Raw genomic sequence first — 24816 nt, forward strand, 5'->3', positions numbered from 1 at the left:
CCGGAGCCTTCGCATGAAGACGACCCTGATCGCCGTAGCCCTGCTTCTGGCCCCGGCCTCCGCAATCGCCCAATCCGGCGGCGCCGCAGCCGGCGCCGTGCCGAACAGTTTCGACCGACCGGCCCAGGCGCAATCTCAACCGGCCCTGCCGGCGCCGACCGTTCCCGCCGTTGCGGCGACCGCACCCGACATCGCCCGGTCTGAAGAGGCGCTGCGCGCCGTGATCGCGGCGGCCCAGGGTCCCGGCTTCGACTATTCGGTCTTCACCGACAGCCTGGCGGCCCAGATCCGCCAGCAGGCGGATCAGGTCGCGCCGCTGGTCAAGGGCTTCGGCGCGGTCAAGACCGTCGCCTTCGAACGGCCGGAAGGCGAGGCCCATCTGTTCAAGGTGACCTTCGACAATCAGGTCACCGAATGGGTGATCGGCTTCGACGCCGACGACAAGATCGCCGCCCTGCTGTTCCGTCCGGTCGAGAGCTGAGTTTTAGTCCAGCGTCGGCCGGCCGCGTCCCGACTTGATCGAGGCGCGGCTGGTCTTGGCCTTCAGCCGGCGCTCCTTGGAGGCCTTGGTGGGTCGGGTCGGGACGCGGAAGACCGGCCGGATCGAGGCCTCGTCCACCAGGGCCTGCAACCGTTCGATCGCGTCGGCGCGGTTGCGCTCCTGGGTGCGGTGGCGGACGGCGGTGATCAGGATCACCCCCTCCAGCGTCAGCCGGCTGCCGGCCAGCTTCATCAGCCGCGCCTTGACCGGCTCGGTCAGGCTGGGGGAGTTCCTGACGTCGAACCGCATCTGGACGGCGGTCGAGACCTTGTTGACGTTCTGGCCGCCCGGTCCGCCGGCGCGGTAGAAGTGGAACTCCAGCTCGTCCTCGGGGATGGTCGTCGTCATGGCTGGCTCGGGGGGGCGACCCGACGCGCCTTGACCACGGCCTGGTCCAGGGCCTGAAGAAACCGCGACCGGTCGGCGGCCGAAAACGGCGGCGGGCCGGACGTCGCCACCCCCATCGACCGCAGATGCTCGCCCACCATCCGCCCGGCCAGGGCCGAGCCGATGGAGTCCGGGGTGAAGGGCTGGCCGTTGGACTTCAGCGCCTGGGCTCCGGCCTTCAGGCAGCGGTCCGCCAATGGAATGTCGGCGGTGATGACCACATCGCCCACGCCCGCCCGTTCGGCGATCCAGTCGTCGGCCACGTCAGGCCCGGCGTCCACCACCACCTGTTCGATCAGGGCCTCGCGCGGGACCTGCATCCAGCCGTTGGAGACCACATAGGTCTTCAGCCCATAGCGCCGCGCCACGCGATAGACCTCCTCCTTCACCGGGCAGGCGTCGGCGTCGATGTAGAGGGCGGTCGGCATGGGCCTGACCTAGCGCGGACGGGGGTAGGGCGTCGATACCCGGTGCGGTCGGAGGGGCCGGGGGTGCCCTCCCTTTCATTCGTCATCCTCGGCCTTGTGCCGAGGATCCATACGCCCGGTGTGTCCGTGGCGGACTCTGACGGCATTGGATTTGGAAGGTCAGCTGGAAACGAGAGCGTGGCCTGGACGGCTAACCGGCGCTACGTTTTGGCGGCTCGCTGCTCGCCATCAAGGCGTTGAGTTCGGCGATGCATGTCAGCATCTCGTCCTGCGCTCCCAGGAAGCCTAGCAGACGGCACATGCCGAGGAGGGTGATCGAGAAGGCGTGACAGGCGAAACCTACCGTCTGCCCAATCCTTGCCGAATCCGGGCCGAAGGCGAAGCCATAAAAGCCTTCCTCATCGTCAGCCGAGAGGTAGTTGGTGGTGGATAGTAAGGTCGGGTGGGCTGCAGCGCCGCATAGCCATTTGTAGTAGGCGAAATGATCTGGGAAATCGCCGAGGGTCGCCAACTGCTCAATGCCGGGGACTTCGCGGCGCCCACGACGGGCCTGGATTGTTTGGGCGATCTGCTTATCGATCTGCCGAACAACGTCGGGATGATCGGCCATAAGCTTTTTTGCCGCTTTGTCACGACCAAGCTGACTTTTCATCTCTTCGCTGATGAAGTCTTCCGAACCGGCCAGCGGGGATTTTGCAATGTAGGCTACCCAGAAGCCGGTTTCGTAAATGGAGCGCACGACGGTCTGCGCTTCGATAGTCTGACCACGTTCAGCAAGCACGATTGCTCCGCCGAACGAATGAGCGACACGTGCCGTCAGTCGCATTATCAGCGCAACCGGGTGTCGGATTTCTTTGCCGTTTAGGCTTGGAACGTGATCGTTCATCAACCTCATGCCGAGGCGGTTGAAGCGCCGAGCAAAGTCAAACCATTCGGCGTTTTCAACGATGTGGTGCGGACGAAACTCGTCGATGACGGGGGCCAGCATCCCATCCACCTTTATGGAAGCGATAGCATCCGCTTCCGTCATCGAGATCATTGGTGGTTCGGACATGGCCCACCATAACGCGGGCTCGCTAAACTAAAAATGGGATGTCTCCGGGCCTTCAGACGCATCGTTGGATGCTGCCGATAGGGACGAAATGAGTCGCTTGCGATATCTATGGAACTTGTCTCAATCGAGTGCGCCACAGCCTTATACCGGGAGTATGGATCCCGGGGACAAGCCCCAGGATGACGGTAAAGGTAGGGATCTTCCGGCGCCGGTCGTGCGGACGCGCCCCCTCCGTCACGGCGCGAAGACGCGCCGCGCCACCTCCCCCAGAGGGGGAGGAGACCGGGTTGATGGACCTTGGGCCGCTGGCCTCTTCTCTTTCGTCATTCCGGGCGAAGGGCCTCTTGGCCCGGAGACCCGGAACCCAGCGGCGCGCGGAGCGCGAACCTGTCGCGGATTCGGTCTTTCGGCATCCTGCGGCGGATAGATTTCGTCTTCGGCGCCGCTGGGTTCCGGGTCTCCGCTACGCTCCGCCCGGAATGACGAAAGAAGGGTGGAGTCGCCTCCCCCAGGGGGGAGGAGATGAAAAAAGGGCGGGGCCTTGCGGTCCCGCCCTTTCCCTTCAGACCGTAAAGGCCGTCAGTTGCGGTAGGCCGGCGGCATCGGCGTCTGCTGGCGGTAGCGGTCGCGCAGCAGCAGGGCGCGGCTGGTCAGGGGTTGTTCGACGCCGTCGATGAAGACGGCCGAGGGCTGGCTGAGGGGCTCCAGCGGGTCGCCGGACCAGACCACGACGTCGGCGGCGGCGCCCGGCGCGATCTGGCCGAACTGCCCGGCCATGCCGAAGATCCTGGCCGGGTTGACCGTCAGGGCGGCGATGGCGGCGCCGTAAGGCAGGCCGTGCGAGACGGCGTTGCCGGCGTTGTAGCGGGCCTCGCGGGCGCGGTGGGTCGAACCCTCATTGCCCTTGATGGCGATGACGACGCCGGCCGCGTTCAGGGCCGCCGCATTCTCCATCCGCGCCGCCCGCATCTCGAAATCGCTGGGCAGGTTGGAGATGGGGTTCAGCAGCACGGGCACGCCGGCCGAGGCGATGTCGCCGGCGACCAGCCAGCCTTCTTCGGCGCCGTCCAGGATCAGCTTGATCCCTTCCTCGCGCGCCAGACGCAGCACCTGCTGGATGTCCGACGCCCGGTGGACGCTGACGATCAGGGGCATGGAGCCGTTGGCGACGGGGATCAGGGCCTCCAGGTCCGCGCGCGACAGGCTGAGATCGCGCAAGCCCGCCCGCTCATAGGCCGACTTGTTGCGGGCGTAGAGGCGGACCTCGGCCAGGGTCTCCTTGAACAGGACGAACTGGGCCCCGCGGGCGCCGCCGGCGATGTCGGCCCCGGCCTCGCCGAACGGGGCGACCATGGCCACGCGCGGCTTGACCAGGATGTTCGCGTCCTGACCCAGGTCGATGATGGCCGCCTGGCCGGCGAACAGGCCGGGCGTCTGATAGCCGCCGTCGCCGGCGCCGGCAGTCTCGTCCTCATGCACATGGCCGCCGGAGGAGCCGGGGTGCTGGGGCACGACCACGGCGCGGGTGATGCCGCCCAGACGCGCCACCGGCAAGGTGAAGGACCAGGGGTCCAGGCCGTAGGAGATGTCGAAGGCGGCGCTGAGGGTGTTGGCGCTGTTGCGCAGTTCGTTGGTGCCGCCGACGGCGCCGACCTCGGTCCCGGCGAGACCGGAATCGACGGCGACGAAGCCGGGGGCGACCACCTTGCCGGTCGCGTCGATGACACGGGCGCCGGACGGGGCGGCGGCCGTTCCGACCGAGACGATCTTGCCGTCGCGGATCACGACCGTGCCCCGCTCGATGACGGAGGTTCCGGTCAGAACCCGCCCGCCGACGATGGCCACGGTGTCCTGGGCCAGAGCCGGGGCGGCCAGCGACAGGGCCGCGACGGCGCCCGCGAGGATGTGGGACAGACGCATCAGCGGGCTCCTTCGGCGACGTTGGCGGCGGTCAGGCCATAGCCCGGCTGGCCCAGCTCGAAATCGCTGGTCGGCTGATAGGCGGGGTTGGTCCGGTCGAAGGTCAGGGCGCCGTCGATGAAGACCTGGTCGGCGCGGGCGTAGATCGAGAAGGGATCGGCGCTCCAGATCACCACATCGGCGCGCTTGCCGGGCTCCAGCGAGCCGGTCTGGTCGGCGATGCCGATGGCCTTGGCGGCGTTGGAGGTGATCCAGCCGATGGCGTGTTCTTCCGAAATGTTCAGCCCGGCGCGGCGACCGGCCGACAGGGCGGCGGCGGCCTCCTGATTCAACCGTTGAGTCAGTTCGGCGTCGTCGGAGTGGATGACGGCGCACGAGCCCTGTTGCGCATCCACCAGGGCGGCGTTCTCCTCGATGGCGTCCAGGGCCTCCATCTTGAAGCCCCACCAGCCGGTCCACATGGCCGCGCAGATGCCGTTGGCGGCCAGTTGCGGCGCCAGCTTGTAGGCCTCGGTGGCGTGGTGGAAGGTGGTGATCCGGTAGCCGAACTCCTTGGCCATATCGATCATCATGGCCATCTCGTCGGCGCGGTAGCAGTGGTTCTGGATCAGGATGGACCCGTCCAGCACCCCGACCAGGGTCTCGTTCTGCAGGTTGCGGGTCGGGGCCGCGCCCTCGCCGGTCTCGCGCCACTTGTCCCACTTGGCCTTGTAGTCGCGCGCGGCGATGAAGGCGGCGCGGTAGCCGGCCATATTGCCCATGCCGGTCGCCGGGCTCTGGTTGCGCGAGCCATAGACCCGCGAGGGGTTCTCGCCGCAGGCCATCTTGATCGTATAGGGGGCGTCCGGGAACTTCATGCCCTGCATGGTGATCGAGGGCGTGTTGCGGATGGTCACGCCCCGGCCGCCGAACAGATTGGCCGAGCCGGGCAGGATGTGAAGCGTGGTGACGCCGCCGGCGCGGGCGGTGTTGAAGCCCGGATCCTGGGGCCACAGCGAATGTTCGGCCCAGACCTGGGCCGTGTTCGGGCTGGTGGCCTCGTTGCCGTCGCTCATGCCCTGCACGCCGGGCGACGGATAGACGCCCAGGTGGCTGTGGACGTCGATGATCCCGGGAGTGACATAGCGGCCGCGCGCCTCGATCACGCGATAGCCGGCAGGGAGGGGGGTGGAGGCGTCACCGACGGCGGCGATCCTGCCGTCGGTGACCACGACCACGCCATTGTCGATCTTGCGGTCCGCGCCGGTCAGGACGGTCGCGCCGACCACGGCGAAATTCTCGCGCGGCAACGGTTGATAGGTGGACGGATAGGGGTTCAGCGTGGTCGCCGGATCCAGGCCTGCGGCCAGGGTCTTGTCCTTGGACGGCGCCGCCGTTTCCGATTCCGCGCCGGTCGTGGCGCAGGCCGACAGGCCGAGCATAGCAAAGCCTATGGCCGCGAGGCTGACGCCCCGCAGATGATGTCCGATCATCAGATCCCCTCTTCCCGACGACACGCCAGCCCGACGTGTCTTGCGACCGTCATAGGAGGGTCATCTGACGGAGGCGTCAAAAGATTTCGATGTTCGATGAGGGGGTGGCGCGCCGCCCGTTCCTTTCGTCATTCCGGGCGCAGCGTAGCGGAGACCCGGAACCCAGCGGCGCCGAAGGCGAAATCCATCCGCCGCACACTGTTTGAAGATCGAGTCCGCGACAGGTTCGCGCTCTCGCGCGCCGCTGGGTTCCGGGTCTACGGGCCAAGCGGCCCTTCGCCCGGAATGACGAAAGAGAGCGAAGTCGCCCCCTCCTGGTCGCTGGCGCGACCGGTCCTCCCCGTTCGCCTTCGCGAATGGGGAGGTGAGATGGTCTGGACGCTCCGGCCTGGGACCGCTAACGGCACGCGCATGAACGACGACGAAAACCCCCATCTTGACCGGCCGCTGCGGTCGTTCGGCCGGATCAAGGCGCGGCCGATCAAGCCGCGACAGGCGGCGCTGATGGACAGCCTGCTGCCTCAGATCGCCGTGCCCGATCCCAAGGCCGGTCCGCTGGACCCCAAGGCGATGATGCCCGAGGCGGTCGAGGTCTGGCTGGAGATCGGGTTCGGCGGGGGGGAGCATATGGCGGCCCAGGCGGCGACGCGGCCCGACGCCCTGGTGATCGGCTGCGAGCCCTTCCTGAACGGGGTCGCCTCCGCCCTGCGCCATGTCGAGGAGGGCGGGCTGAAGAATGTCCGCATCCACGCCGACGACGCGCGCGACCTGGTGGACGCCCTGCCCGACGCTTCCGTGGACCGGGTGCTGATCCTGTTCCCCGACCCCTGGCACAAGGCGCGACACAACAAGCGCCGCCTGTTGCAGGACGAGACGGCCCAGGCCTTCGCCCGCATCCTGAAGCCGGGCGGGACGCTGCGGTTCGTGACCGACTGGCGCGACTACGCCGAATGGACGCTGGAGCGGCTGGAGCGGACGCCCGGGCTGGAGCGGATCGGGGCGGCGGACCAGGACTGGTTCGTTCCTCCGGCGGACCACGTCGTCACCCGTTATGAAGAGAAGCGGTTGGGGGACACGGCGCCGATTTTCCTGGAATACCGCAGAAAATCCTGACGTTACGGTATACGCATTTTTACTTATTCGGCTTATAGACGGGTGTTTAACGAACTTCGTTAGGGATGGTCTCAAATAGTATTGGGGGACGGGACCATGAAGACGCTGACGATAGGCGGGCGGATCAATCTCCTCGCTCTTGTGACCATGGCGGGCCTGTTGCTCGTGACCGGTCTTTCCCTGATGCGGCTGGACGCGGTGATGCGCGACGAGATCGCCGACCGCACGAAGAAGGGCGTGGAGATCGCCCACAGCGTGGTCGCCTATTATCAGGGCGAGGAGGCAGCCGGCCGGCTGACGCGCGATCAGGCCCAGACCGCCGCCAAGGCCGCCGTTGGGGCCATGCGTTACGGCGCCGACGACTATTTCTGGATCAACGACATGCATCCCACCATGGTGATGCACCCGATGAAGCCGGCGCTGAACGGCAAGGACGTGAGCGAGAACAAGGACGCCGACGGCGTGCTGATGTTCAAGGAATTCGTCGCCGTGGTTCAGAAGGACGGCGAGGGCTTCGTCAACTATCAGTGGGCCAAGCCGAACCAGGACGGGGCCTCGCCCAAGATCTCCTATGTAAAGGGCTTCGCCCCCTGGGGCTGGGTGATCGGCTCGGGCGTCTATACCGACCAGATCGCGGCGGCCGTGGGCAAGGCCGCCCTGGCCCTGGGCTCCATGGCCCTGCTGGTGCTGCTGGCGGTCGGGGCGACGGGCTGGTTCATCGGCCGGTCCGTGTCGGCCCCGGTGGTGGCGCTGGAGCGGCGCATGCGCGGTCTGGCGGACGGCGACAAGACCTCTGACATTCCCGGCGTCAAGCGCGGCGACGAGATCGGCAAGATGGCCTCGGCCCTGGCGATCTTCCGCGACGCCGCCATCGAGAAGGACCGGCTGGAGGCCGAGACCCTGTCGCAACGCTCGATGAGCGAACAGGAGCGCGCCGCGCGCGAGGCCGAGAAGGCCGCCGAGGCCGAAGCCGACCGCGTCACCATCGAAGCCCTGGGCCAGGGGCTGTCGGCCATGGCCGACGGCGACCTGACCTATCGGATCGAGGCCGAGTTCGCGCCCAAGGCGGCGCAGCTGAAGTCGGACTTCAACGCCGCCATCGCCCAGCTGCAGCAGGCCGTTGCGGTGGTGGTGGCCAATATCGCCGGCATCCGTTCGGGCGCCGGCGAGATCTCGCAGGCCGCCGACGATCTGTCGCGCCGCACCGAACAACAGGCGGCGGGGCTGGAAGAGACCGCCGCTGCGCTGGATGAAATCACCGCCACGGTGAACAAGACCGCCTCGGGCGCGCGTCAGGCCTCTGACGTGGTTCAGGCGGCCAAGGGCGACGCCGAGACCTCGGGCGTCATCGTTCGCGACGCCGTCCAGGCCATGCAGGCCATCGAGGGCTCCTCCGAACAGATCAGCCAGATCATCGGCGTCATCGACGAGATCGCCTTCCAGACCAATCTGCTGGCCCTGAACGCCGGGGTCGAGGCGGCCCGAGCCGGCGAGGCCGGTCGCGGCTTTGCGGTGGTGGCGTCCGAGGTTCGCGCCCTGGCCCAGCGTTCGGCCGAGGCGGCGAAAGAAATCAAGACCCTGATCTCGACCTCGACCCACCAGGTCGGCTCGGGCGTCAAACTGGTCGGTCAGACCGGCGAGGCCCTGCAGCGGATCGTGGACCGGGTCGCCGAGATCGACGGCCTGGTGTCGGAAATCGCCGCCTCGGCCCAGGAGCAGGCCATCGGCCTGGCCGAGGTCAATACGGCCGTGAACCAGATGGATCAGGTCACGCAGCAAAACGCCGCGATGGTCGAGCAGTCGACCGCCGCCAGCCATTCGCTGTCGCAGGAAGCCCAGTCTCTGCAAGCCTCGGTCGCCCAGTTCAAGGTCGGGACGAGCGGCGCCACGCCTGCCGCCGCGCCAACGCCGGCGCGCGCGGCGCCGGCCCGCCAATTGGTTCAGGCGCTGAAGACCGTTGGTCGTGGCGGCGCGGCGCCCAAGCCTCAGGTCGAGGCCGAAGGTTGGGAAGAGTTCTGACGTCGTAGGCGCAGGCCGCCGCTGAGGGATCGGCGGTATATGTAGTTTGCCCTAACGCCGCGTTTACGATTCGTCCCGATCCGGGACGCCACATTCTCCCAGGTTTCAGGTTTCATCCCGGTGTCGCTCCTGGGGACTGGAGTGTCCGTTCTTCCGGGGCCGCAAGCCCAGCGGAGCGCCTGAAGCCAGGGTTCAAGATTCTTGAATCCTGTCCGTGCTTTGGCGCCTGGAGATGGCCTTGAACAAGATCCTGTCCGATACGAAGATCGCCGTGAAGATCATCGTGCCCCTGGTCCTGCTGGCCCTGGTGGGGCTGGGGGGCGCCGCCTACAGCGCCTGGGAGATGAAGAAGATCGACGCCGACTACAGCCGGCTGGTCGATGTGGACAACGTCGCCCTGGTGAGGATGATCCGGGTCAACCGGACCCTTCAGGGCCTGGGCTACGACACCTACAAGGTCTTCGTCTATGACGGGGCCTCGGCCGAGGCGCGCCAGGCGGCCGATCAGACGAATGTGGAAATCGAGACGATCGAGACCTTGCTGGCGGAGGCGGAATCCATCGCGCCGCACTGGAAGGACGAGATCGAGGGCTTCCGCGGCCCCTTGAACGAAGTCCGCGCCCTGGCCGCGCGGTCCGTCGAGCTGGCCCTGGTCAATGATGCGGCGGCGGGCCGCCCTGTGCTGACCGAGATGGACGCCAGGATGGAGGATCTGATCCCGAAATTGACCGCCTTCACCAACGCCAAGGTCAAGCTGACCGCCGAGGAATCGGCGCGGGCGTCGCAAAAGGTCGATGCGGCGGCGCTGACCACCCTGATCGCCATCGCGGTGGCGACCATCGCCGCCCTGGCCGCCGGCCTTGTCGTGGCGCGGTCCATCGTCGGCGCCCTGTCGGGCATGGGCGACCGGATGGGGCGGCTGTCGGCCGGCGACACAACGATCGACGTGCCCCACGCCCAACGCAAGGACGAACTGGGCAAGATGGGCGTCGCCCTGATCGCCTTCCGCGACGCCGCCATCGAGAAGATGCAGCTGGAGGCCGAGGGCGCGGCCCTGCGCAACCAGTCGGACGAGGAGCGGGCCCGCAACCAGCGCGCGGCGGACGCCCTGGCCCGCGAACAGGCGACCGTGGTCGCGGCCCTGGGCGAGGGTCTGGAACACCTGACGCGCGGCGACCTGACCTACAGCATCACTCATGATTTCCCCGGCGACTACGCCAAGCTGAAGACCGATTTCAACACCGCCATCGCCCAGCTGCAGCAGGCCATGGGCGTGGTCCTGGGCAATGTGGCCGGCATCCGCTCGGGCGCCGGCGAGATTTCGCAGGCCGCCGACGACCTGTCGCGCCGCACCGAACAACAGGCGGCCAGCCTGGAGGAAACGGCCGCCGCCCTGGACGAGATCACGGCCACGGTGAACAAGACCGCCTCCGGCGCCCGCCAGGCCTCGGACGTGGTCCAGTCGGCCAAGGGCGACGCCGAAACCTCGGGCGTCATCGTCCGCGACGCGGTCGAAGCCATGCACGCGATCGAGGGGTCTTCGGCGCAGATCAACCAGATCATCGGCGTGATCGACGAAATCGCCTTCCAGACCAATCTGCTGGCCCTGAACGCCGGGGTCGAGGCGGCCCGCGCCGGCGAGGCCGGTCGCGGCTTTGCGGTCGTGGCGTCGGAAGTCCGCGCCCTGGCCCAGCGTTCGGCCGAGGCGGCCAAGGAGATCAAGACCCTGATCTCGGCCTCGACCCATCAGGTCGGTTCGGGCGTGAAACTGGTCGGTCAGACCGGCGAGGCCCTGCAGCGGATCGTGGACCGGGTCGCCGAGATCGACGGCCTGGTGTCGGAAATCGCGGCCTCGGCCCAGGAACAGGCCGTCGGCCTGGCCCAGGTCAATACGGCGGTGAACCAGATGGACCAGGTCACCCAGCAAAACGCCGCCATGGTCGAGCAGTCGACCGCCGCCAGCCATTCGCTGGCCCAGGAGGCGGAAGCCCTGCAGGCCTCGGTGGCCCAGTTCAAGGTCGGCGAAACCGCGTCGGCCCTCGCCACCGCGCCCGCGCCCCGCGCGGCGTCGAGGCCCGGCGCCCCGGCTCCCGCCCGTTCGAACCCTATGGTCGCCGCCCTGAAGACTCTCGGTCGCGGCGGCGCGGCGCTGAAGGTCGAGGCCGCACCCCAGGCCGCGCCTGCTTCGGAGGGCTGGGAAGAATTCTAGGGCCGGAGGCGGAGCGGGGGCTGGCGCCGCGGCGATGAACCGCCCAGCTATGGCCTCCTCACCAAAGTCCTGGCCGGAACCCCTGGAATGACCTTCTCGATCTACGACGTCGCCTCGCCTGTTCTCGTGCGCGGCCTGACCAACCTGTCCGGCCTTCTGGACAAGGCCGTGGCGGAGGGGTTTGACGAAGCCGTCCTGATCCAGGCCCGGCTTCACGAGGACATGCGCCCCCTGGCCGCCCAGGTTCAGCTGGCGTCAGACTCGGCCAAGGGCGCCGTGGCGCGGCTGGCCGGGGTCGACAACCCGGCCATGGCCGACACGGAGACGAGTTTCGCGGAACTGAAGGACCGGATCGCCCGCACCCTCGCCTTCATCGAGAGCGTGGACCCCGCCGCCTTCGCCGGGGCCGAGACCCGGCCGGTGACGCTGAAGACGCCGAGCCGCGAGATGAATTTCGACGGCCTGGGCTATCTGACCAGCTTCGTCCTGCCCAACTTCCATTTCCACGTCACGACCGCCTACGCCATCCTGCGCAAGGAAGGCGTGCCGTTGAGCAAGATGGATTATCTGGGGCGGCTCAGCCTCATCTAGAATCCAGGGTTGCAATCTGGAGTGGGCGGGGCATTCTCCGACTGGTCATCTAGTGCGCTTGGGGAAGTGGAAGTGAAGCGAAGCGGCCCCACCCCAAAGATCGACCATTTGGTCGCCAGCGCCCTCTATGCGCCGGGTCTTTCGCTGGTCGCTTTTTTCGCCTGCGTGTTGCTGGTCTCTATTCCGCAGGCGGCCGCCGTCGGTGGCGGTGGCGGTGGCGGTGGCGGTGGCGGCGGGGTGGCGATCGACGTGATCGGGGGCATACTGAACCTCTTCGTTCTTTTCCTGCTTGTGACGGCGTGGGGCGTCGTCCCCGCCCTGCTGTTCGGCGGTGCCGGATGCTGGCTGGCCGAGCGTGGGGTGCAGACCCGGCCCTGGTGGGTATGGGGCTTTGCAGGGTCTGCAAGCGCGGGCGCCTACGTCCTTGTTGCGCTGATCTGCCGTTCCCTAGCGCCGACCGTGAGTTTTTTGATCGCGCCATGGGGATTTCGAACACAGCTTGGGCCGGACGCCGAGAGCGCCCTTTTCGCGTGGGATATGATGTTGGCGGCAAGCGTGGCGGGCATTCTGACGGGCGGGTTTCTGGCCGGAGCCCTCTATTTCCGCCTCAGTCGAGGCCGGTGGGCGCCGATTGGGGCTGACAAGCGAATGTGAAACGCCTATATGGCCCTCCACATCGTTAGACCGGCGTCCAACGGCGTCGTTCCAAGCGGCGGCCCGGACGGACCGCCGCTTTTGTTTTGGATAATCGCCGCTTGCGCGCAAGAACCGCCCAGGACCGCCAACTGCTGGAGCTGATCGACCCCATCGCGGAGTCGCTCGGTCTCGAGATCGTGCGTGTCCGCCTGATGACCGGCTCCAAACGCCAGCGTCTGCAGATCATGGCCGAACGCCCGTCCGACCACGACATCTCGGTCGAACAATGCGCCAAGCTGAGCCGCGCCGTGTCGGAGGTGTTCGACGCCGCCGACCCGATCGCCGGCGAATATATGCTGGAAGTCTCGTCGCCCGGCATCGACCGCCCCCTGACCCGTCCGCTCGACTTCGACCTGTTCGAGGGCGAGGAGGCGCGGCTGGAGACGGACCGGATGATCGAGGGCCGCAAACGCTTCAAGGGCGTGCTGGCCGGCTATGAGGACGGCAATGTCCTGATCGACCTGGACGGCGAGGACGAGACCGCCCTGATCCCCTTCGACTGGTTGAGCGATGCGAAACTGGTCCTGACCGACGCCCTGATGAAACGGGGCGCCGCCATCCGCGCCGCGCGCGGCGAACCTGAAGACGACGGCCTGCCCGAAGGTGAGGCCGCCGATTTGACAACCGACACCACGACCCCTTCTGAGGACAACGCCTGATGGCCGTCACCGGTATTTCCGCCAACCGCCTCGAACTGCTGCAGATCGCCGAGGCCGTGGCGCGCGAGAAGAACATCGAACGCGAAGTCGTCATCGAGGCGATCGAGGAGGCGATCCAGAAGGGCGCCAAGTCGCGTTACGGCGCCCACCACGACATCCGCGCCAAGATCGACCACAAGACCGGCGAGCTGGCCCTGACCCGTCACGTCACCATCGTCGAGGACGACTGGCAGCCGGAAGACGAGCTGGAAGAGTTCAACGACAGCGCCATGGTGCGCCTGAAGGACGCCCTGAAGCGCGATCCCGAGGCCGAGGTCGGCAAGGAATATGTCGAGACCCTGCCGCCGTTCGAGTTCGGCCGCGTCCAGACCCAGATGGCCCGCCAAGTCGTGACCGGAAAGGTCCGCGAGGCCGAGCGCGCCAACCAGTACGAAGAGTTCAAGGATCGCGTCGGCGAGATCGTCAACGGCACGGTCAAGCGCGTCGAATACGGCAACACCATCGTCGACCTGGGCCGGGGCGAGGGCGTCATGCGCCGCGACCAGTCCATCCCGCGCGAAGTGTTCAACATCGGCGACCGGATCCGCACCTACATCTACGACGTCCGGCCCGAGGCCAAGGGCCCGCAGGTCATGCTGTCGCGCGCCCACCCCGGCTTCATGGCCAAGCTGTTCGCCCAGGAAGTGCCGGAAGTCTATGACGGCGTGATCGAGATCCGCGCTGCGGCCCGTGACTCGGGCTCGCGCGCCAAGATGGCCGTCCTGTCGAACGACAGCTCGATCGACCCGGTCGGCGCCTGCGTCGGCATGCGCGGCTCGCGCGTTCAGGCGGTCGTCGCCGAACTGCAGGGCGAGAAGATCGACATCATCCAGTGGAACCCGGACGAGCCGACCTTCATCGTCAACGCCCTGGCCCCGGCCGAAGTCTCCAAGGTCGTGCTCGACGAAGAAGCCGGCCGCGTGGAAGTGGTCGTGCCCGACGAACAGCTGTCGCTGGCCATCGGCCGTCGCGGCCAGAACGTGCGCCTGGCCAGCCAGCTGACCGGCTGGCAGATCGACATCATCACCGAGTCCCAGGACTCCGAGCGTCGCCAGCGCGAGTTCAGCGAGCGCACCGGCCTGTTCCAGGAAGCCCTGGACGTGGACGAAGTCATCGCCCAGCTGCTGGTCACCGAAGGCTTCGCCACGATCGAAGACCTGGCCTATGTCGACCCCTATGAAGTCTCGGAGATCGAAGGCTTCGACGAGGAGACCGCCGAGGAGCTGCAGGCCCGCGCCCGCGACTTCCTGGACCGCAAGGCCGCCGAGCTGGACGCCAAGCGCGTCGAACTGGGCGTCGAGGACGGCGTGCTGCAGGTGCCGGGCGTGACCCTGGCCATGGCCGTCGCCCTGGGCGAAGGCGGGGTCAAGACCGTCGAGGACCTGGCAGACCTGGCCACCGACGAGATCCGCGGCGGCTACGAAGTGAAGAACGGCGAACGGGTCAAGGTCCCCGGCGTGCTGGAAAGCTTCAACCTGGCCCAGGAAGACGCCGAAATGCTGATCCTCCAGGCCCGTGTGGCCGCCGGCTGGATCGACGCCTCGGAACTGCCGCAGCCCGCGCCGGAAGAGGAAGAGGAAGAATTCGCCGACGGCGAATACGACCCGGACCAGGTGTTCGGCGACGCGCCGGCTGAAACCGAAGCCGACGCCGACGGTTCAGACGCAACTGCCGACGATGCGGAGGTCCTCGCCGAGGACGACTCCGAACCGTCGAACGCGTGATGGGAGCGTCGGGAAGAATTTGGGCCGCATATGAGCTTGCGCGACGCAACGATTGATCGGGAACGCCGGGACCTCGTCTCTCACGAGGTCATGGACGAATCTCGCCTGATCCGTTTCGTCGCCGGGCCCGATGGCCAGGTGGTTCCCGACCTGGGCAGGAAACTGCCCGGCCGCGGCCTGTGGGTCGAAGCCAGCCGCACGTCGATCGAGACGGCGGTCAAGAAGAACGGCTTCACCCGCGCCGCCAAGATGAAGCTGACCGCCCCGGCCGACCTGGCCGATATCGTCGAACGGCTGCTGTTCCGGCGCTGTCTCGATCAGCTGGGTCTTGCCCGGCGCGAAGGCGTGCTTATCTCTGGCTTCGAAAAGTCCGCCGCCAATCTGCGGGCCGGCAAGGTCGCCTGGGTGATCGAGGCCGCCGACGGCTCGGCCGACGGGCGTGGCAAAATCCTCGCCCTGGCCCGACATCAGACCGCGAAAGTCTGCGGCGCGTTCACTGTGGACGATTTGAGTTTGGCCCTTGGGCTGGAAAATGCGATACACGCCGTCCTGCTTGCGGGCGGAAGGGCCGAGCGTTGGACCATGGAGGTCGAACGACTGGCTGGATTTCGGCCGCTTCGCCCCGCTCACTGGGATATTCCCAGGGACGGGGACGGATCGGCGGGAGCAACCCCGACTGACCTTGATAAAGGTGGGGCGAGCTGAGGATTTTGGCGGCCGAGGGCCTGTCTCCAAGGGCGGAGACGGGCTCACGGTCGTTCATGTGCATTGAGACGACGGCGGGATTTTCCGCCCCTAGTAAAGCGACCGGATGAGCGACGAAAACGACAAGACCAACCAAGGCCAGGGTTCGGGCCAAGGTGCGAGCCAGGGCAATCAGGGCGGCACGCCGTCCCAGACGGGGCCGCGCGCTCCGCTGAGCCTGAAGCCGCGCGTTGTGGGATCGGTCCCGACCGGGACCGTCAAGCAGAGCTTCAGCCACGGGCGGTCCAAGACGGTGGTGGTCGAGACCAAGCGTCGACCCGGCGCCGGCGGGCCGCAACGCCCGCAGGGCTTCGACGTGGCGCGTCCGCAGCAATCGTCGTCGCAGAACCGTCCGCAGGGTCAGCGCACGTCGCAACCCGTCGGCGGCGCCCTGTCGCCTGAGGAGCAGGAAGCCCGTCGTCGCGCCATCGCCGTCGCGACCCAGGCCAACGCCGAGCGTGAACGCGCCGCCGTCGCCGAGAAGGCCGCACGTGAGGCCGCCGAACGCGAACGCGCCGCCGCCACGGAACGCGCCGCCCAGGCGGCGCGCGACGAGGCCGCCGCCGCTCAGGCCGCCGCCGAAGCCGCCCGCGCCCAGGCCGCCAAGCTGACGGCCGCCGCGCCTCAGCCGGCCAAGCCCGCGCCCAAACCCGCTGCGCCCGTCGCCGCAGCCCCGACGCCGGCTACGGTCGCCCCGACGCCTGCCACGACGCCTGCGCCGACGGCCGCCGCGACCCCGGCGCCCGCCGCTCCGGCCCGTCCGGCGGCTCCGGCCCGTCCGGTGGTCAACTTCGGCCAGCGCGTGCCCAAGCCCGGCAATCCGCAGCGCGCGGCCCCCGAGCGTCCCGCCTTCGGCGGTCGTTCGGCCCGTGAACAGGCGATGGGCGGCGGCGAACGGTCCTATACGGATCGCCCGCAGACCGACCGTCCGCAAGCCGACCGTCCCCAGGGCGCCCGCCCGGGTCCCGGCGGCGCAGGTCGTCCGCAAGGCGCCAAGCCGGCTGAACCCGTCCGCTATTCGGCCCTGAACCCGCGTCCCGCCCCCGGCGCCGCTCGTCCCGGCGGCTCGCGCACCGGTCCTGGCGGTCGTCCGACCCCCAACGCCCCTCCGGCCCAGGCCGAAGTGGCCCGCCCCAGCCGCGCCCCCGGCGCCGGCTTCGGCCGTCCGGTCGGTCGCGACGATGATCGCGAGAAGCGTTTCTCCGACGCCGGCAAGGCGGTCAGCCGCACCCGCGGCGAGCCGAAGCGCCGCGAAGGCCGCATGACCATCCAGTCCGTGGTCGGCGACGGCGACGCCGCCGAGCGCATGCGCTCGCTGGCTTCGGTCCGCCGCGCCCGCGAACGCGAGAAGGAAAAGCGCAAGGGCGGATCGACCGATGCGCCGAACCGTCCGCGCGAAGTGGTCATCCCTGACATCATCACCGTGCAGGAGCTGTCCAACCGGATGGCCGTGCGCGGCGTCGACATCATCAAGTTCCTGATGAAACAGGGTCTGATGATGAAGATCAACGACGTGATCGACTCTGACACCGCCGAACTGGTGGCCGAAGAGTTCGGCATGGCGGTCAAGCGCGTCTCTGAATCCGACATCGAATTCGGCTTCCTGGGCGACGCCGACGACGCGGAAGCGGCCGATGTCCGCGCCCCCGTCGTGGCCATCATGGGCCACGTCGACCACGGCAAGACCTCGCTGCTGGACGCCCTGCGCACCACTGACGTCGCGGGCGGTGAAGCCGGCGGCATCACCCAGCATATCGGCGCCTATCAGGTGCGCCTGGACGACGGCCAGAAGGTCACCTTCCTGGACACCCCGGGCCACGCCGCCTTCTCGGCCATGCGGGCGCGCGGCGCCAATGTGACCGACATCGTGGTGCTGGTCGTGGCCGCCGACGACGGCGTCATGCCGCAGACCATCGAGGCCATCCAGCACGCCAAGGCGGCCGGCGCCCCGCTGATCGTCGCGGTCAACAAGATGGACAAGCCGGGGGCGACGTCTCAGAAGGTCGTCAACGAGCTGCTGCAGCACGAAGTCATCGCCGAAAACCTGGGCGGCGAGACCCAGATCATCGAGGTCTCGGCCAAGGAGCGGATGAACCTCGACGGCCTGCTGGAAGCCATCCTGGTCCAGGCCGAGGTCATGGACCTGCGCGCCAACGCCGATCGCTCGGCCGAGGGCGTGGTCATCGAGGCCAAGCTGGACAAGGGCCGCGGCCCCGTCGGCACCGTCCTGGTTAAGCGCGGCACGCTGAAGCGTGGCGACATCGTCGTGGCCGGCGGATCGTGGGGCAAGGTTCGCGCCCTGCTGAACGAACGCAACGAGCAGCTGACCGAAGCCGGTCCGTCCGTCCCGGTCGAGATCCTCGGTCTGGACGAGGCCCCGTCTCCGGGCGACGTCTTCGCCGTGGTGGAATCCGAAGCCCGCGCTCGCGAGCTGACCGAATACCGTCAGCGGGTGAAGCGCGAAAAGGCCCAGGTCTCGGGCGGTTCCGTGTCGCTGGTCGACATGATGTCCCGCCTGCAGTCCAAGAAGGTCTCGGAACTGCCGGTCGTCATCAAGGCGGACGTGCAGGGTTCGGCCGAAGCCATCGTCAGCTCGCTGGACAAGATGAGCACCGACGAGGTGCGCGCCCGCACCGTCTATTCCGGCGCCGGCGGCATCACCGAGAGCGACGTCAACCTGGCCAAGTCGGCCGGCGCGCCGATCCTGGGCTTCAACGTCCGTGCGTCGAAACAGGCGCGTGATCTGGCCGAGCGCGAGGGCGTCGAGATCCGCTACTATTCGATCATCTACGACCTGCTGGACGATATTAAGGGCGTGCTGTCCGGCATGCTGGCGCCGCTGCAACGGGAAACCTTCCTGGGCAACGCCGCCGTGCTGCAGGTGTTCGACATCTCCAAGATCGGCAAGATCGCCGGTTGCCGGGTGTCGGAAGGCGTGGTCCGCAAGGGCGCCCGCGTCCGCATCATCCGCGACGATGTGGTGGTTCTGGAGCTGGGCGTGCTCAACACGCTCAAACGCTTCAAGGACGAGGTCAACGAAGTCACGGCCGGCCAGGAATGCGGCATGCAGTTCCAGGGCTTCCAGGACATCAAGGAAGGCGACTACATCGAGTGCTTCACGGTCGAAGAGATCAAGCGCACCCTGGACTAGGTTCAGGTTTCGCAAGCATCGAAAGAGACAGGCCCGGAACCCAGGTTCCGGGCCTTTTTCTTTGCGCCGGTCCCGCGCATGATGCCAAGCGTGGCGGGAGAGGCCGCGCGGGGATCGGTTCATGGCCAGACCACATCTGTCGTCGGGCGACTTCTTCGGCGCCGCCTCGCGGACGGTCGAGGCCGGGGGGTTCCGCGTCGGCCTGTGGATCGCCGACCGTCCGCCCGAGAGCGTCGTGTTTCACGCCCATGACGACGCCCATTTCATCCTGGCGCTCGACGACGGCTATTGCAGCCTGGCGCATGACCCCCTGACGCCCAAGGGCGCCGCCTTCGGCCCCGGCGCCCTGGTGTGGAATCCGCCGGGCGTCGAACATCGCGACTGTTTCACCGAGGCCGGCGGCCGCTTCCTGTCCATCAGTTTCGATCCCCCGAAAAGCGCCGGGCGCGGCGACCCCATGCGGTTGCGCGGCGCCCTGGCCGAAGGCGCGGCGCGACGTCTGATCGGGGTGGCCGGTCGGTTCGCGGCCGGAGACGCGGTCGTGATGGAGGGGCTGACCCTGGATCTGGCGGCGACGGTGCTGACCCCCGGCGACCTGAACGAGGATCCGGCGCCGGAGTGGCTGCTGCGGGCGCATGAGGTTCTGCACGACCTGGCCGATCAGCCGGGGCTGGAGGTGGCGACCGTGGCCCGCATCGTCGGGGTCCACGCCGTCTCGCTGGCGCGCCGCTATCGTCGCCATTTCGGCCGCTCGCCGGCGGCCGCCATTCGCCAGGCGCGGGCCGATCGGGCCGCCGGACGACTGGCGCGGGGCGTGGACCTGGCCGAACTGGCCGCGCTGGGGGGCTATGCCGACCAGAGCCATCTGACCCGCGAGTTCGGGCATATCTACGGCCTGACGCCCGGCCGCTACCGCGCCCTCTTCGCCTGAGCCGGTTTCACCTGTTCAAGACCCGGCGCGCGCATCCTGCCACACCTCGGGTCTCGCCTCTCTCAAGGATTGTCATGCGTTCCCTGCTTGTCGCGGCCCTCGGGCTCGCTCTCGTCTCGTCCCCCGTCGCGGCCGATCCGGCCTGGCCCGTCGCCGCGTCTGAAAGCCAGGGGGTCTCGGCCGAGGGGCTGGCGGCCATGGACGCCGCCGTCCGCGCCGGGACCTTCCAGAAGATCACCAGCGTCCTGATCGCCCGCCACGGCCGGCTGGTGCACGAGGTCTATTTCGATGAAGCGGGCCGCGAGAGCCGACGCAACACCCGCTCCGTGACCAAGACGGTCACCGCCATGCTGGTCGGCGCCGCCGTCGCCCGCGGCGACATCGCCAGTGTGGACGCCCCGATCCTGCCCTTCGTCGCCGACCATGGGCCGTTCGACAATCCCGACCCGCGCAAGGCCGCGATCACGGTTGAGGACCTGCTGACCATGAGCTCGCTGCTGGAATGCGACGACGACAATTCCTTCTCGCGCGGCAACGAGGAGCGGATGTATCTGATCGAGGACTGGGTCAAGTTCGCCATGGATCTGCCGATCCGGGGCTTTCCGGCCTGGATTCCCAAGCCCAAGGACCAGCCCTATGGCCGGGCCTTCAGCTATTGCACCGCCGGCGTGACCACCCTGGGCGCCGTGGTCCAGGCGGCGACGGGCGAACCGCTTCAGGCCTTTGCGCGCGACGCCCTGTTCGGCCCGCTGGGGATCGAGGGCGAGCAGTGGCAGACCTCGCCCCTGGGCCTGGCCCAGGGCGGCGGCGGCCTGGGCCTGCGCAGCCGCGACCTGCTGACCCTGGGCCAGCTGTTGCTGAACCAGGGCCGCTGGGACGGGCGCCAAGTCCTGCCGGAGGCCTTTGCGAAGGCCATGACCGCCCCGCATTCCACCGTCGATCCCGAACGGGGCGACTACGGCTATCTGGTCTGGCTGCCCACCTATCAGGTCAACGGCGTGGCCCATCCCGCCTGGGCGATGGCGGGGACCGGCGGCAACAAGGTGGTGATCGTGCCTGACCTCGACGCCGTCGTGGTGGTGACGACCGAGAACTACAATGTCCGTAATCCGCACGGTCTGGCCGACGCCCTGATCGCCGGCCACGCCTTGGCGGCCATGAGATAGTCGGGCGCGCCCTGAAACGACAAAGGCCCGGAACCGCAGTTCCGGGCCTTTTTGACGTATCTGTATTGAAAGCTCGCTACTGGCAGTAGCTGCGATACTCATTGATGGCGGCCTCAAAGTCTGCCTGCGCGGAGCGAAGCCGTCGAAACTCGCTGGAGCAATCGTCGTTGCCTTGGCTATTAGCGATGCAAGAGGTGTAGCGTCGGACGCGCGAGGAAATCTCGTCCACAGCGGCGTTGTACGAATTGACGGCAGATCGACACTGCTCTGCGTTTTGCGCTGGTGACAGTCCCGCCGTCATCGCCAGCGCAACCGACGCTATGCAGACTCGAGAAATCACTCTCTCTTTCCGATTTCGGCTTGGTCCAGTTGCCACCCTCCGCCCCCCTTCTCATCAACGCGGCTTTGCCCTCGCCGCATTGTGGCTCTTGATTATGCTGGGGATCGATCGGTCATGCCGCTGCTAGCCGCAGCACCGTTTCGTCCGGCGTCACAGTTTCAATCACGTTGGCTGCTTGGGCCAGAACCCCGAGCATAGAGCCGAGCTCTTCGCGCTTCGAAACCGATGCGATTCGGATCGGTGCATCCGGCAGTCGAGCTATGTCGTGATACTTTGCAACGGCGGCATAGATCGACTGCTTGGAACTACCAACCGATTCAAATAGCACCTGACGGCCATTGACCGTCACTGAGGCGTCCACGTCCCAATCAGTGCCGGAAGCGCCCGTTATGATTTTGTGCTCTTCAGTGTAGCCGAAGAGACGAGTTAGCCGCTCGAAGAGCCGGCGCTCCGACTCCTTGGCGTCCAGCACGTTTTGCTTGTGGACAGCCAGTGTCGCGGCCGAATGGGCGCAATTCGCAAGAGCAATCACGGCACCCGGAAGCTGATCCCTCTCAATCCCCGTCAGGAGGAATGATCGCTTATCAAAGCCGACTCCGGACTCCGCCGCGAGCTTCGGAGCATGACGATTGAAGGCTCTTTGCGCCCTGACATTCCGGGTCTCTTCATAAGAGACCGCCATGTCGCTCAATGAATACGTCGAACCGCCGTTGGTCAGGCGAACTCCGACGAGTGACCCACTGGGATAGGTTAGCGGTGTCCAGATCAGAGAACGTGAGTTGGTGTGATCAACGCCGACAATCTGCCGGGCGACCGCTTCCGCCGTCTCTCTGAGTGTGTCTGAAGCGGCAATCATCGGAACAGGTCTTCGGACCAAGGTGGAGGCTGGAGGTTGTCCAATCCCACAATTCTATACGTCTCTGAGACGAATGCAACAAGCGATCCAAGATTCGGTAGTGATCGTTCAATTGGGGCCGCGACTGGAAGATTGCCTGATTGTATCGATCCTTCCTTGGTACGGTTTTCGTAATAACTATGGCGATGGCTGCCGGTTATTAATAAGAACTTAAGCTCGGCGCGTCCGTTTCCTTTGTTGTTATGGGGCTCAATTGGGTTCCAGTCTATTCTATCAATCAAAGCAGACGCGCCAAACGCGGGGGTCACTTCTAGCATAAATGAGACGTCGCGCCCAGCTTCCGAAGCGCGAGACCGAGCATGTAACACCGCGCCCTCAATGGTCGCGCCATCGACATCTAGAAGGCCGCGCCAACGCAACATTCCTCCAGAATCTTCCGGCCGCCAACCGACTGTTGGTCGGACTGTTTTTTGCACTTCTAAAAGGTCACCAAACCCCATCCCCATGACGGAAGCCTAGCCCACCATTAGACCGCTTGGCGAGTCTGGGTTTGCGGGTCGATGCAACCCGCACGGGCTGGCCGACGCCCTAATCGCCGCTCGCCGCTCCATTCCAACGAAAAAGCCCCGGAACCGAAGTTCCGGGGCTTTCCCCTTTTTAGGCTCGCCGGAAGCCTCAGCGCGTCGGCCGGGTGACGCGCGAGGACAGGTTCTGGATCACTTCGCGGGCGTCGAAGGCGTTGGGGTCGCCGGCGGGCTTGGGACCGCGGCCCATGATGATCTCGGCGTTGGCTTCGTAGCGGTCGATCTGACGCGTGTCGAAGTCGTTGCTCCAGCTGTCCCAGGGGCTCCAGAAACCGCCGCGGTAATAGCGCCAGGACGGACCCCAGTAGGGGCCGTAGAAGCTGTTGTAGCGGCTGTAGAAGGGGTCCGGGGTGGTGACGTAGCGGGTGTCGCGGTCGGTGGCGCGGTTGACGGTGGCGAACCAGTCATAGCCGCTCTCGACCGTCAGTTCGGCCGAACGCAGCAGCAGGGACATCTCGACCTGTTCGCGCGAGGTCACCGAGTTTCCGGCGAAGCTGACGCGATAGCGGTTGTTCTCGACCCGCTGTTCGGCATAGCCGCCGCGTTCGCCGTTGAAGCCGGCGGGTTGATAGGGGGTGGCGGTGGCGCAGGCGGCCAGGGCCAGTCCCGCGACAGCCGTCATCGCCAGGGCTCTGAGCGCCGGCGTCTTTCTGGATAGGGCTTTCATGAATCGACTCCTTGATCGCCCATTCGGGCGCGCTGGCGGCTGAACGGCGCATGAACGGCCATGTTCCCCACCAATCTAGGACGAAGCCGGGCTGCGTCTAGAGCCGCAATACGATCAGTAGGGCCGCCGTCAGCAAAAGGACGCCGACGAACAGGCCGAAACCGCGCCGGAACCGGGGTTGCTGCATCCGTTGCGACAAGGCGGCGCCGGACAGGGCGTAGGCGCTCATCGACATCATATCCATGCCGATGACGGCCAGGGCGAACAGGGCCAGCTGCGGCGCGACGGGCCGCTCGACGTCCAGAAACGGCGGCAGGACGGCGGTGAAGAACAGGATGGCCTTGGGATTGGCGATCTGGACCGCGAAGCCGTCGATGAAGGCGCTGCGGCCCTTGCGGACCGCGACGGCGTGATCGGGCTGCTGGGGATCGGTCGGGGCGGTGTTCTGCACGGCGCCGCGCAGGGCCTTGACGCCCAGCCAGGCGACATAGAGGGCGCCGCCTATGGCGATCAGGTGAAAGGCGTCGGGGAAGGCCTTGACCAGAGCGCCCAGGCCCAGGGCGGCGGCGGCGAACCAGACCAGGGTGGCGCAGTTCATGCCCACCACCCCGACCAGGGCCGAGGCCCGGCCCTTTTCCACCCCGGTGGCGACCGCGAACAGATTGGCGGGGCCGGGCGTGATGGCCATCACCACCATGACGCCCAGGAAGGTCGAATAGAGGTGCGGATCGACGGGCAGGGCGGACATGCGGCGCGATGTCGCTGTAATGGCGGCGGCGGTCAAGGCCGGGCGACGCCTTCATCAGACGCGGACGGCGAAACCGGGTCAGGTCGCCGGCGGCTGGGGAGCTTGCGGCGGTTCAGGCGGCGCGATGGGCGCCACATCCTCCGCCTCCTCCTCCGCGACCACGGCGTCCGCCGCCTGGTCCATCGCGTACTGGGCGATCAGACCATAGGTCACCATCTGTTCGGGATCGGGATTGGTCCAGGCGCTGTTGCGGGCGATGCCGGTTCCGGCGGCGACGCCCTGTTGCATCCCCTCTTCCATCGCGCGTTTGACCTCGGGGTCGTTCAGGGCGTCTTCGACCAGGGCGTCGACGTCGATGTCCTTCAACGCCTCGGCGGCCAGTTCGGACGCGTGTCGGGTGGCTTCGGCGGTGAAGGCGGCGACGTCCGGCGCATAGGCGGACCAGAGGGCGGCGATGCTCTGGCCGCGGGCGCTCTCGCTCAGATTCGGGTCTTCGGAAATGGCCTCGGCCCGTTTGCCGAAAGCCTCCATCCGCGCCTCAAAGGCGTCGGCGGCGGCTTCGAGCCGCGCTTCGGCGGAGTCGGGATCGTGAGCCACGCCCCGGGCCGGCGCCGCCTGGGACGCCGCATTCTTGGACGCCGCATTCTGGGCGAGCGCCGAGGAGAGGGGCAGAAGGGCCAGGGCGGCCGTCAGGCTGAGCGCGCGGATCATGGGAGCTTCCCCGTTGATGACCCGTGCAAACTCCGCCCAAGGCCGGCCCGCCTCAAGTGAAATCGC

21 protein-coding genes are annotated in these 24816 nt (G+C 67.2%); 12 read left to right on the forward strand and 9 right to left on the reverse strand.

Going from position 1 to position 24816, the window contains the following annotated elements; translation table 11 throughout:
• The first annotated feature begins 13 nt into the window (after window positions 1-13).
• Entirely contained in the window at window positions 14-481 is a 468-nt protein-coding gene (locus ACW18C_RS00570; RefSeq protein ID WP_292148794.1) for a hypothetical protein, read from the forward strand.
• 3 nt (window positions 482-484) lie between these two features.
• Here the strand turns inward: ACW18C_RS00570 and arfB are convergent, their stop codons facing one another.
• The 5 genes from arfB to ACW18C_RS00595 form a co-directional block, all read right to left on the reverse strand.
• Entirely contained in the window at window positions 485-889 is a 405-nt protein-coding gene (gene arfB / locus ACW18C_RS00575; RefSeq protein ID WP_492072196.1) for an alternative ribosome rescue aminoacyl-tRNA hydrolase ArfB, read from the reverse strand.
• Window positions 886-1356, reverse strand: coding sequence for a YaiI/YqxD family protein (locus ACW18C_RS00580; protein ID WP_492072198.1), 471 nt, complete (start codon window positions 1354-1356; stop codon window positions 886-888). The genes arfB and ACW18C_RS00580 overlap by 4 nt, the downstream gene beginning before the upstream one ends.
• Before the next feature lie 190 nt (window positions 1357-1546).
• Window positions 1547-2410 carry a DUF5677 domain-containing protein gene (locus tag ACW18C_RS00585; protein WP_492042139.1) on the reverse strand — a complete coding sequence of 288 codons (864 nt, stop codon included), beginning with the start codon at window positions 2408-2410 and terminating at the stop codon, window positions 1547-1549.
• A gap of 579 nt (window positions 2411-2989) precedes the next feature.
• Window positions 2990-4330, reverse strand: a complete 1341-nt coding sequence (locus ACW18C_RS00590) for an amidohydrolase family protein (RefSeq protein WP_492072200.1) — start codon at window positions 4328-4330, stop codon at window positions 2990-2992.
• On the reverse strand, window positions 4330-5802 hold the full coding sequence (locus tag ACW18C_RS00595; protein ID WP_492072202.1) for an amidohydrolase: 1473 nt from the start codon (window positions 5800-5802) through the stop codon (window positions 4330-4332). Before ACW18C_RS00595 ends, ACW18C_RS00590 begins: the two co-directional genes overlap by 1 nt.
• A 411-nt stretch (window positions 5803-6213) precedes the next feature.
• Between ACW18C_RS00595 and trmB the strand changes: the two genes are divergently transcribed.
• The 11 genes from trmB to ACW18C_RS00650 all read left to right on the forward strand — a co-directional run bounded on the left by trmB (window position 6214) and on the right by ACW18C_RS00650 (window position 20844).
• Complete coding sequence (trmB, locus tag ACW18C_RS00600) at window positions 6214-6915, forward strand: tRNA (guanosine(46)-N7)-methyltransferase TrmB (RefSeq protein WP_492072203.1); 702 nt, start codon at window positions 6214-6216, stop codon at window positions 6913-6915.
• A gap of 96 nt (window positions 6916-7011) precedes the next feature.
• Window positions 7012-8934 (forward strand): methyl-accepting chemotaxis protein, encoded by a 1923-nt coding sequence (locus tag ACW18C_RS00605; protein WP_492072204.1) that lies wholly within the window; start codon window positions 7012-7014, stop codon window positions 8932-8934.
• A 232-nt stretch (window positions 8935-9166) separates the two neighbouring features.
• Window positions 9167-11143, forward strand: coding sequence for a methyl-accepting chemotaxis protein (locus tag ACW18C_RS00610; RefSeq protein ID WP_492072206.1), 1977 nt, complete (start codon window positions 9167-9169; stop codon window positions 11141-11143).
• Window positions 11144-11230: 87 nt separating this feature from the next.
• Window positions 11231-11734 carry a DUF1993 domain-containing protein gene (locus ACW18C_RS00615; RefSeq protein ID WP_492072208.1) on the forward strand — a complete coding sequence of 168 codons (504 nt, stop codon included), beginning with the start codon at window positions 11231-11233 and terminating at the stop codon, window positions 11732-11734.
• 108 nt (window positions 11735-11842) lie between these two features.
• On the forward strand, window positions 11843-12388 hold the full coding sequence (locus ACW18C_RS00620) for a hypothetical protein (protein WP_492072210.1): 546 nt from the start codon (window positions 11843-11845) through the stop codon (window positions 12386-12388).
• Between the two features lie 101 nt (window positions 12389-12489).
• Window positions 12490-13089 (forward strand): ribosome maturation factor RimP, encoded by a 600-nt coding sequence (gene rimP, locus ACW18C_RS00625; RefSeq protein ID WP_492026776.1) that lies wholly within the window; start codon window positions 12490-12492, stop codon window positions 13087-13089.
• A complete protein-coding gene (nusA, locus tag ACW18C_RS00630; RefSeq protein ID WP_492072212.1) occupies window positions 13089-14852 on the forward strand; it encodes a transcription termination factor NusA in 1764 nt (587 codons plus the stop codon). Before rimP ends, nusA begins: the two co-directional genes overlap by 1 nt.
• Window positions 14853-14882: 30 nt before the next feature.
• Window positions 14883-15557, forward strand: coding sequence for an RNA-binding protein (locus ACW18C_RS00635; protein WP_008264043.1), 675 nt, complete (start codon window positions 14883-14885; stop codon window positions 15555-15557).
• 106 nt (window positions 15558-15663) lie between these two features.
• Window positions 15664-18747: a translation initiation factor IF-2 gene (gene infB / locus ACW18C_RS00640; RefSeq protein WP_492072214.1), complete on the forward strand. Its 3084-nt coding sequence runs from the start codon at window positions 15664-15666 to the stop codon at window positions 18745-18747.
• 121 nt (window positions 18748-18868) lie between these two features.
• The gene (locus ACW18C_RS00645) at window positions 18869-19678 is read left to right on the forward strand and encodes a helix-turn-helix domain-containing protein (RefSeq protein ID WP_492072216.1); all 810 of its coding nucleotides are present in this window, start codon (window positions 18869-18871) and stop codon (window positions 19676-19678) included.
• Window positions 19679-19752: 74 nt separating this feature from the next.
• Complete coding sequence (locus tag ACW18C_RS00650) at window positions 19753-20844, forward strand: serine hydrolase domain-containing protein (RefSeq protein ID WP_492072218.1); 1092 nt, start codon at window positions 19753-19755, stop codon at window positions 20842-20844.
• 452 nt (window positions 20845-21296) lie between these two features.
• On the opposite strand, the gene ACW18C_RS00655 is transcribed toward ACW18C_RS00650, so the two are convergent.
• From ACW18C_RS00655 to ACW18C_RS00670, 4 genes are all read right to left on the reverse strand, one after another.
• Window positions 21297-22040: a hypothetical protein gene (locus tag ACW18C_RS00655; protein ID WP_492072219.1), complete on the reverse strand. Its 744-nt coding sequence runs from the start codon at window positions 22038-22040 to the stop codon at window positions 21297-21299.
• A gap of 675 nt (window positions 22041-22715) precedes the next feature.
• Window positions 22716-23291 carry a CC0125/CC1285 family lipoprotein gene (locus ACW18C_RS00660; protein ID WP_492072221.1) on the reverse strand — a complete coding sequence of 192 codons (576 nt, stop codon included), beginning with the start codon at window positions 23289-23291 and terminating at the stop codon, window positions 22716-22718.
• Between the two features lie 97 nt (window positions 23292-23388).
• Window positions 23389-24039, reverse strand: a complete 651-nt coding sequence (locus tag ACW18C_RS00665; protein WP_492072223.1) for a LysE family translocator — start codon at window positions 24037-24039, stop codon at window positions 23389-23391.
• Window positions 24040-24117: 78 nt separating this feature from the next.
• Window positions 24118-24750, reverse strand: a complete 633-nt coding sequence (locus ACW18C_RS00670) for a hypothetical protein (protein ID WP_492072224.1) — start codon at window positions 24748-24750, stop codon at window positions 24118-24120.
• Window positions 24751-24816 lie beyond the last annotated feature (66 nt).

It is taken from the genome of Brevundimonas sp. FV1ye7S (genome assembly GCF_058680995.1).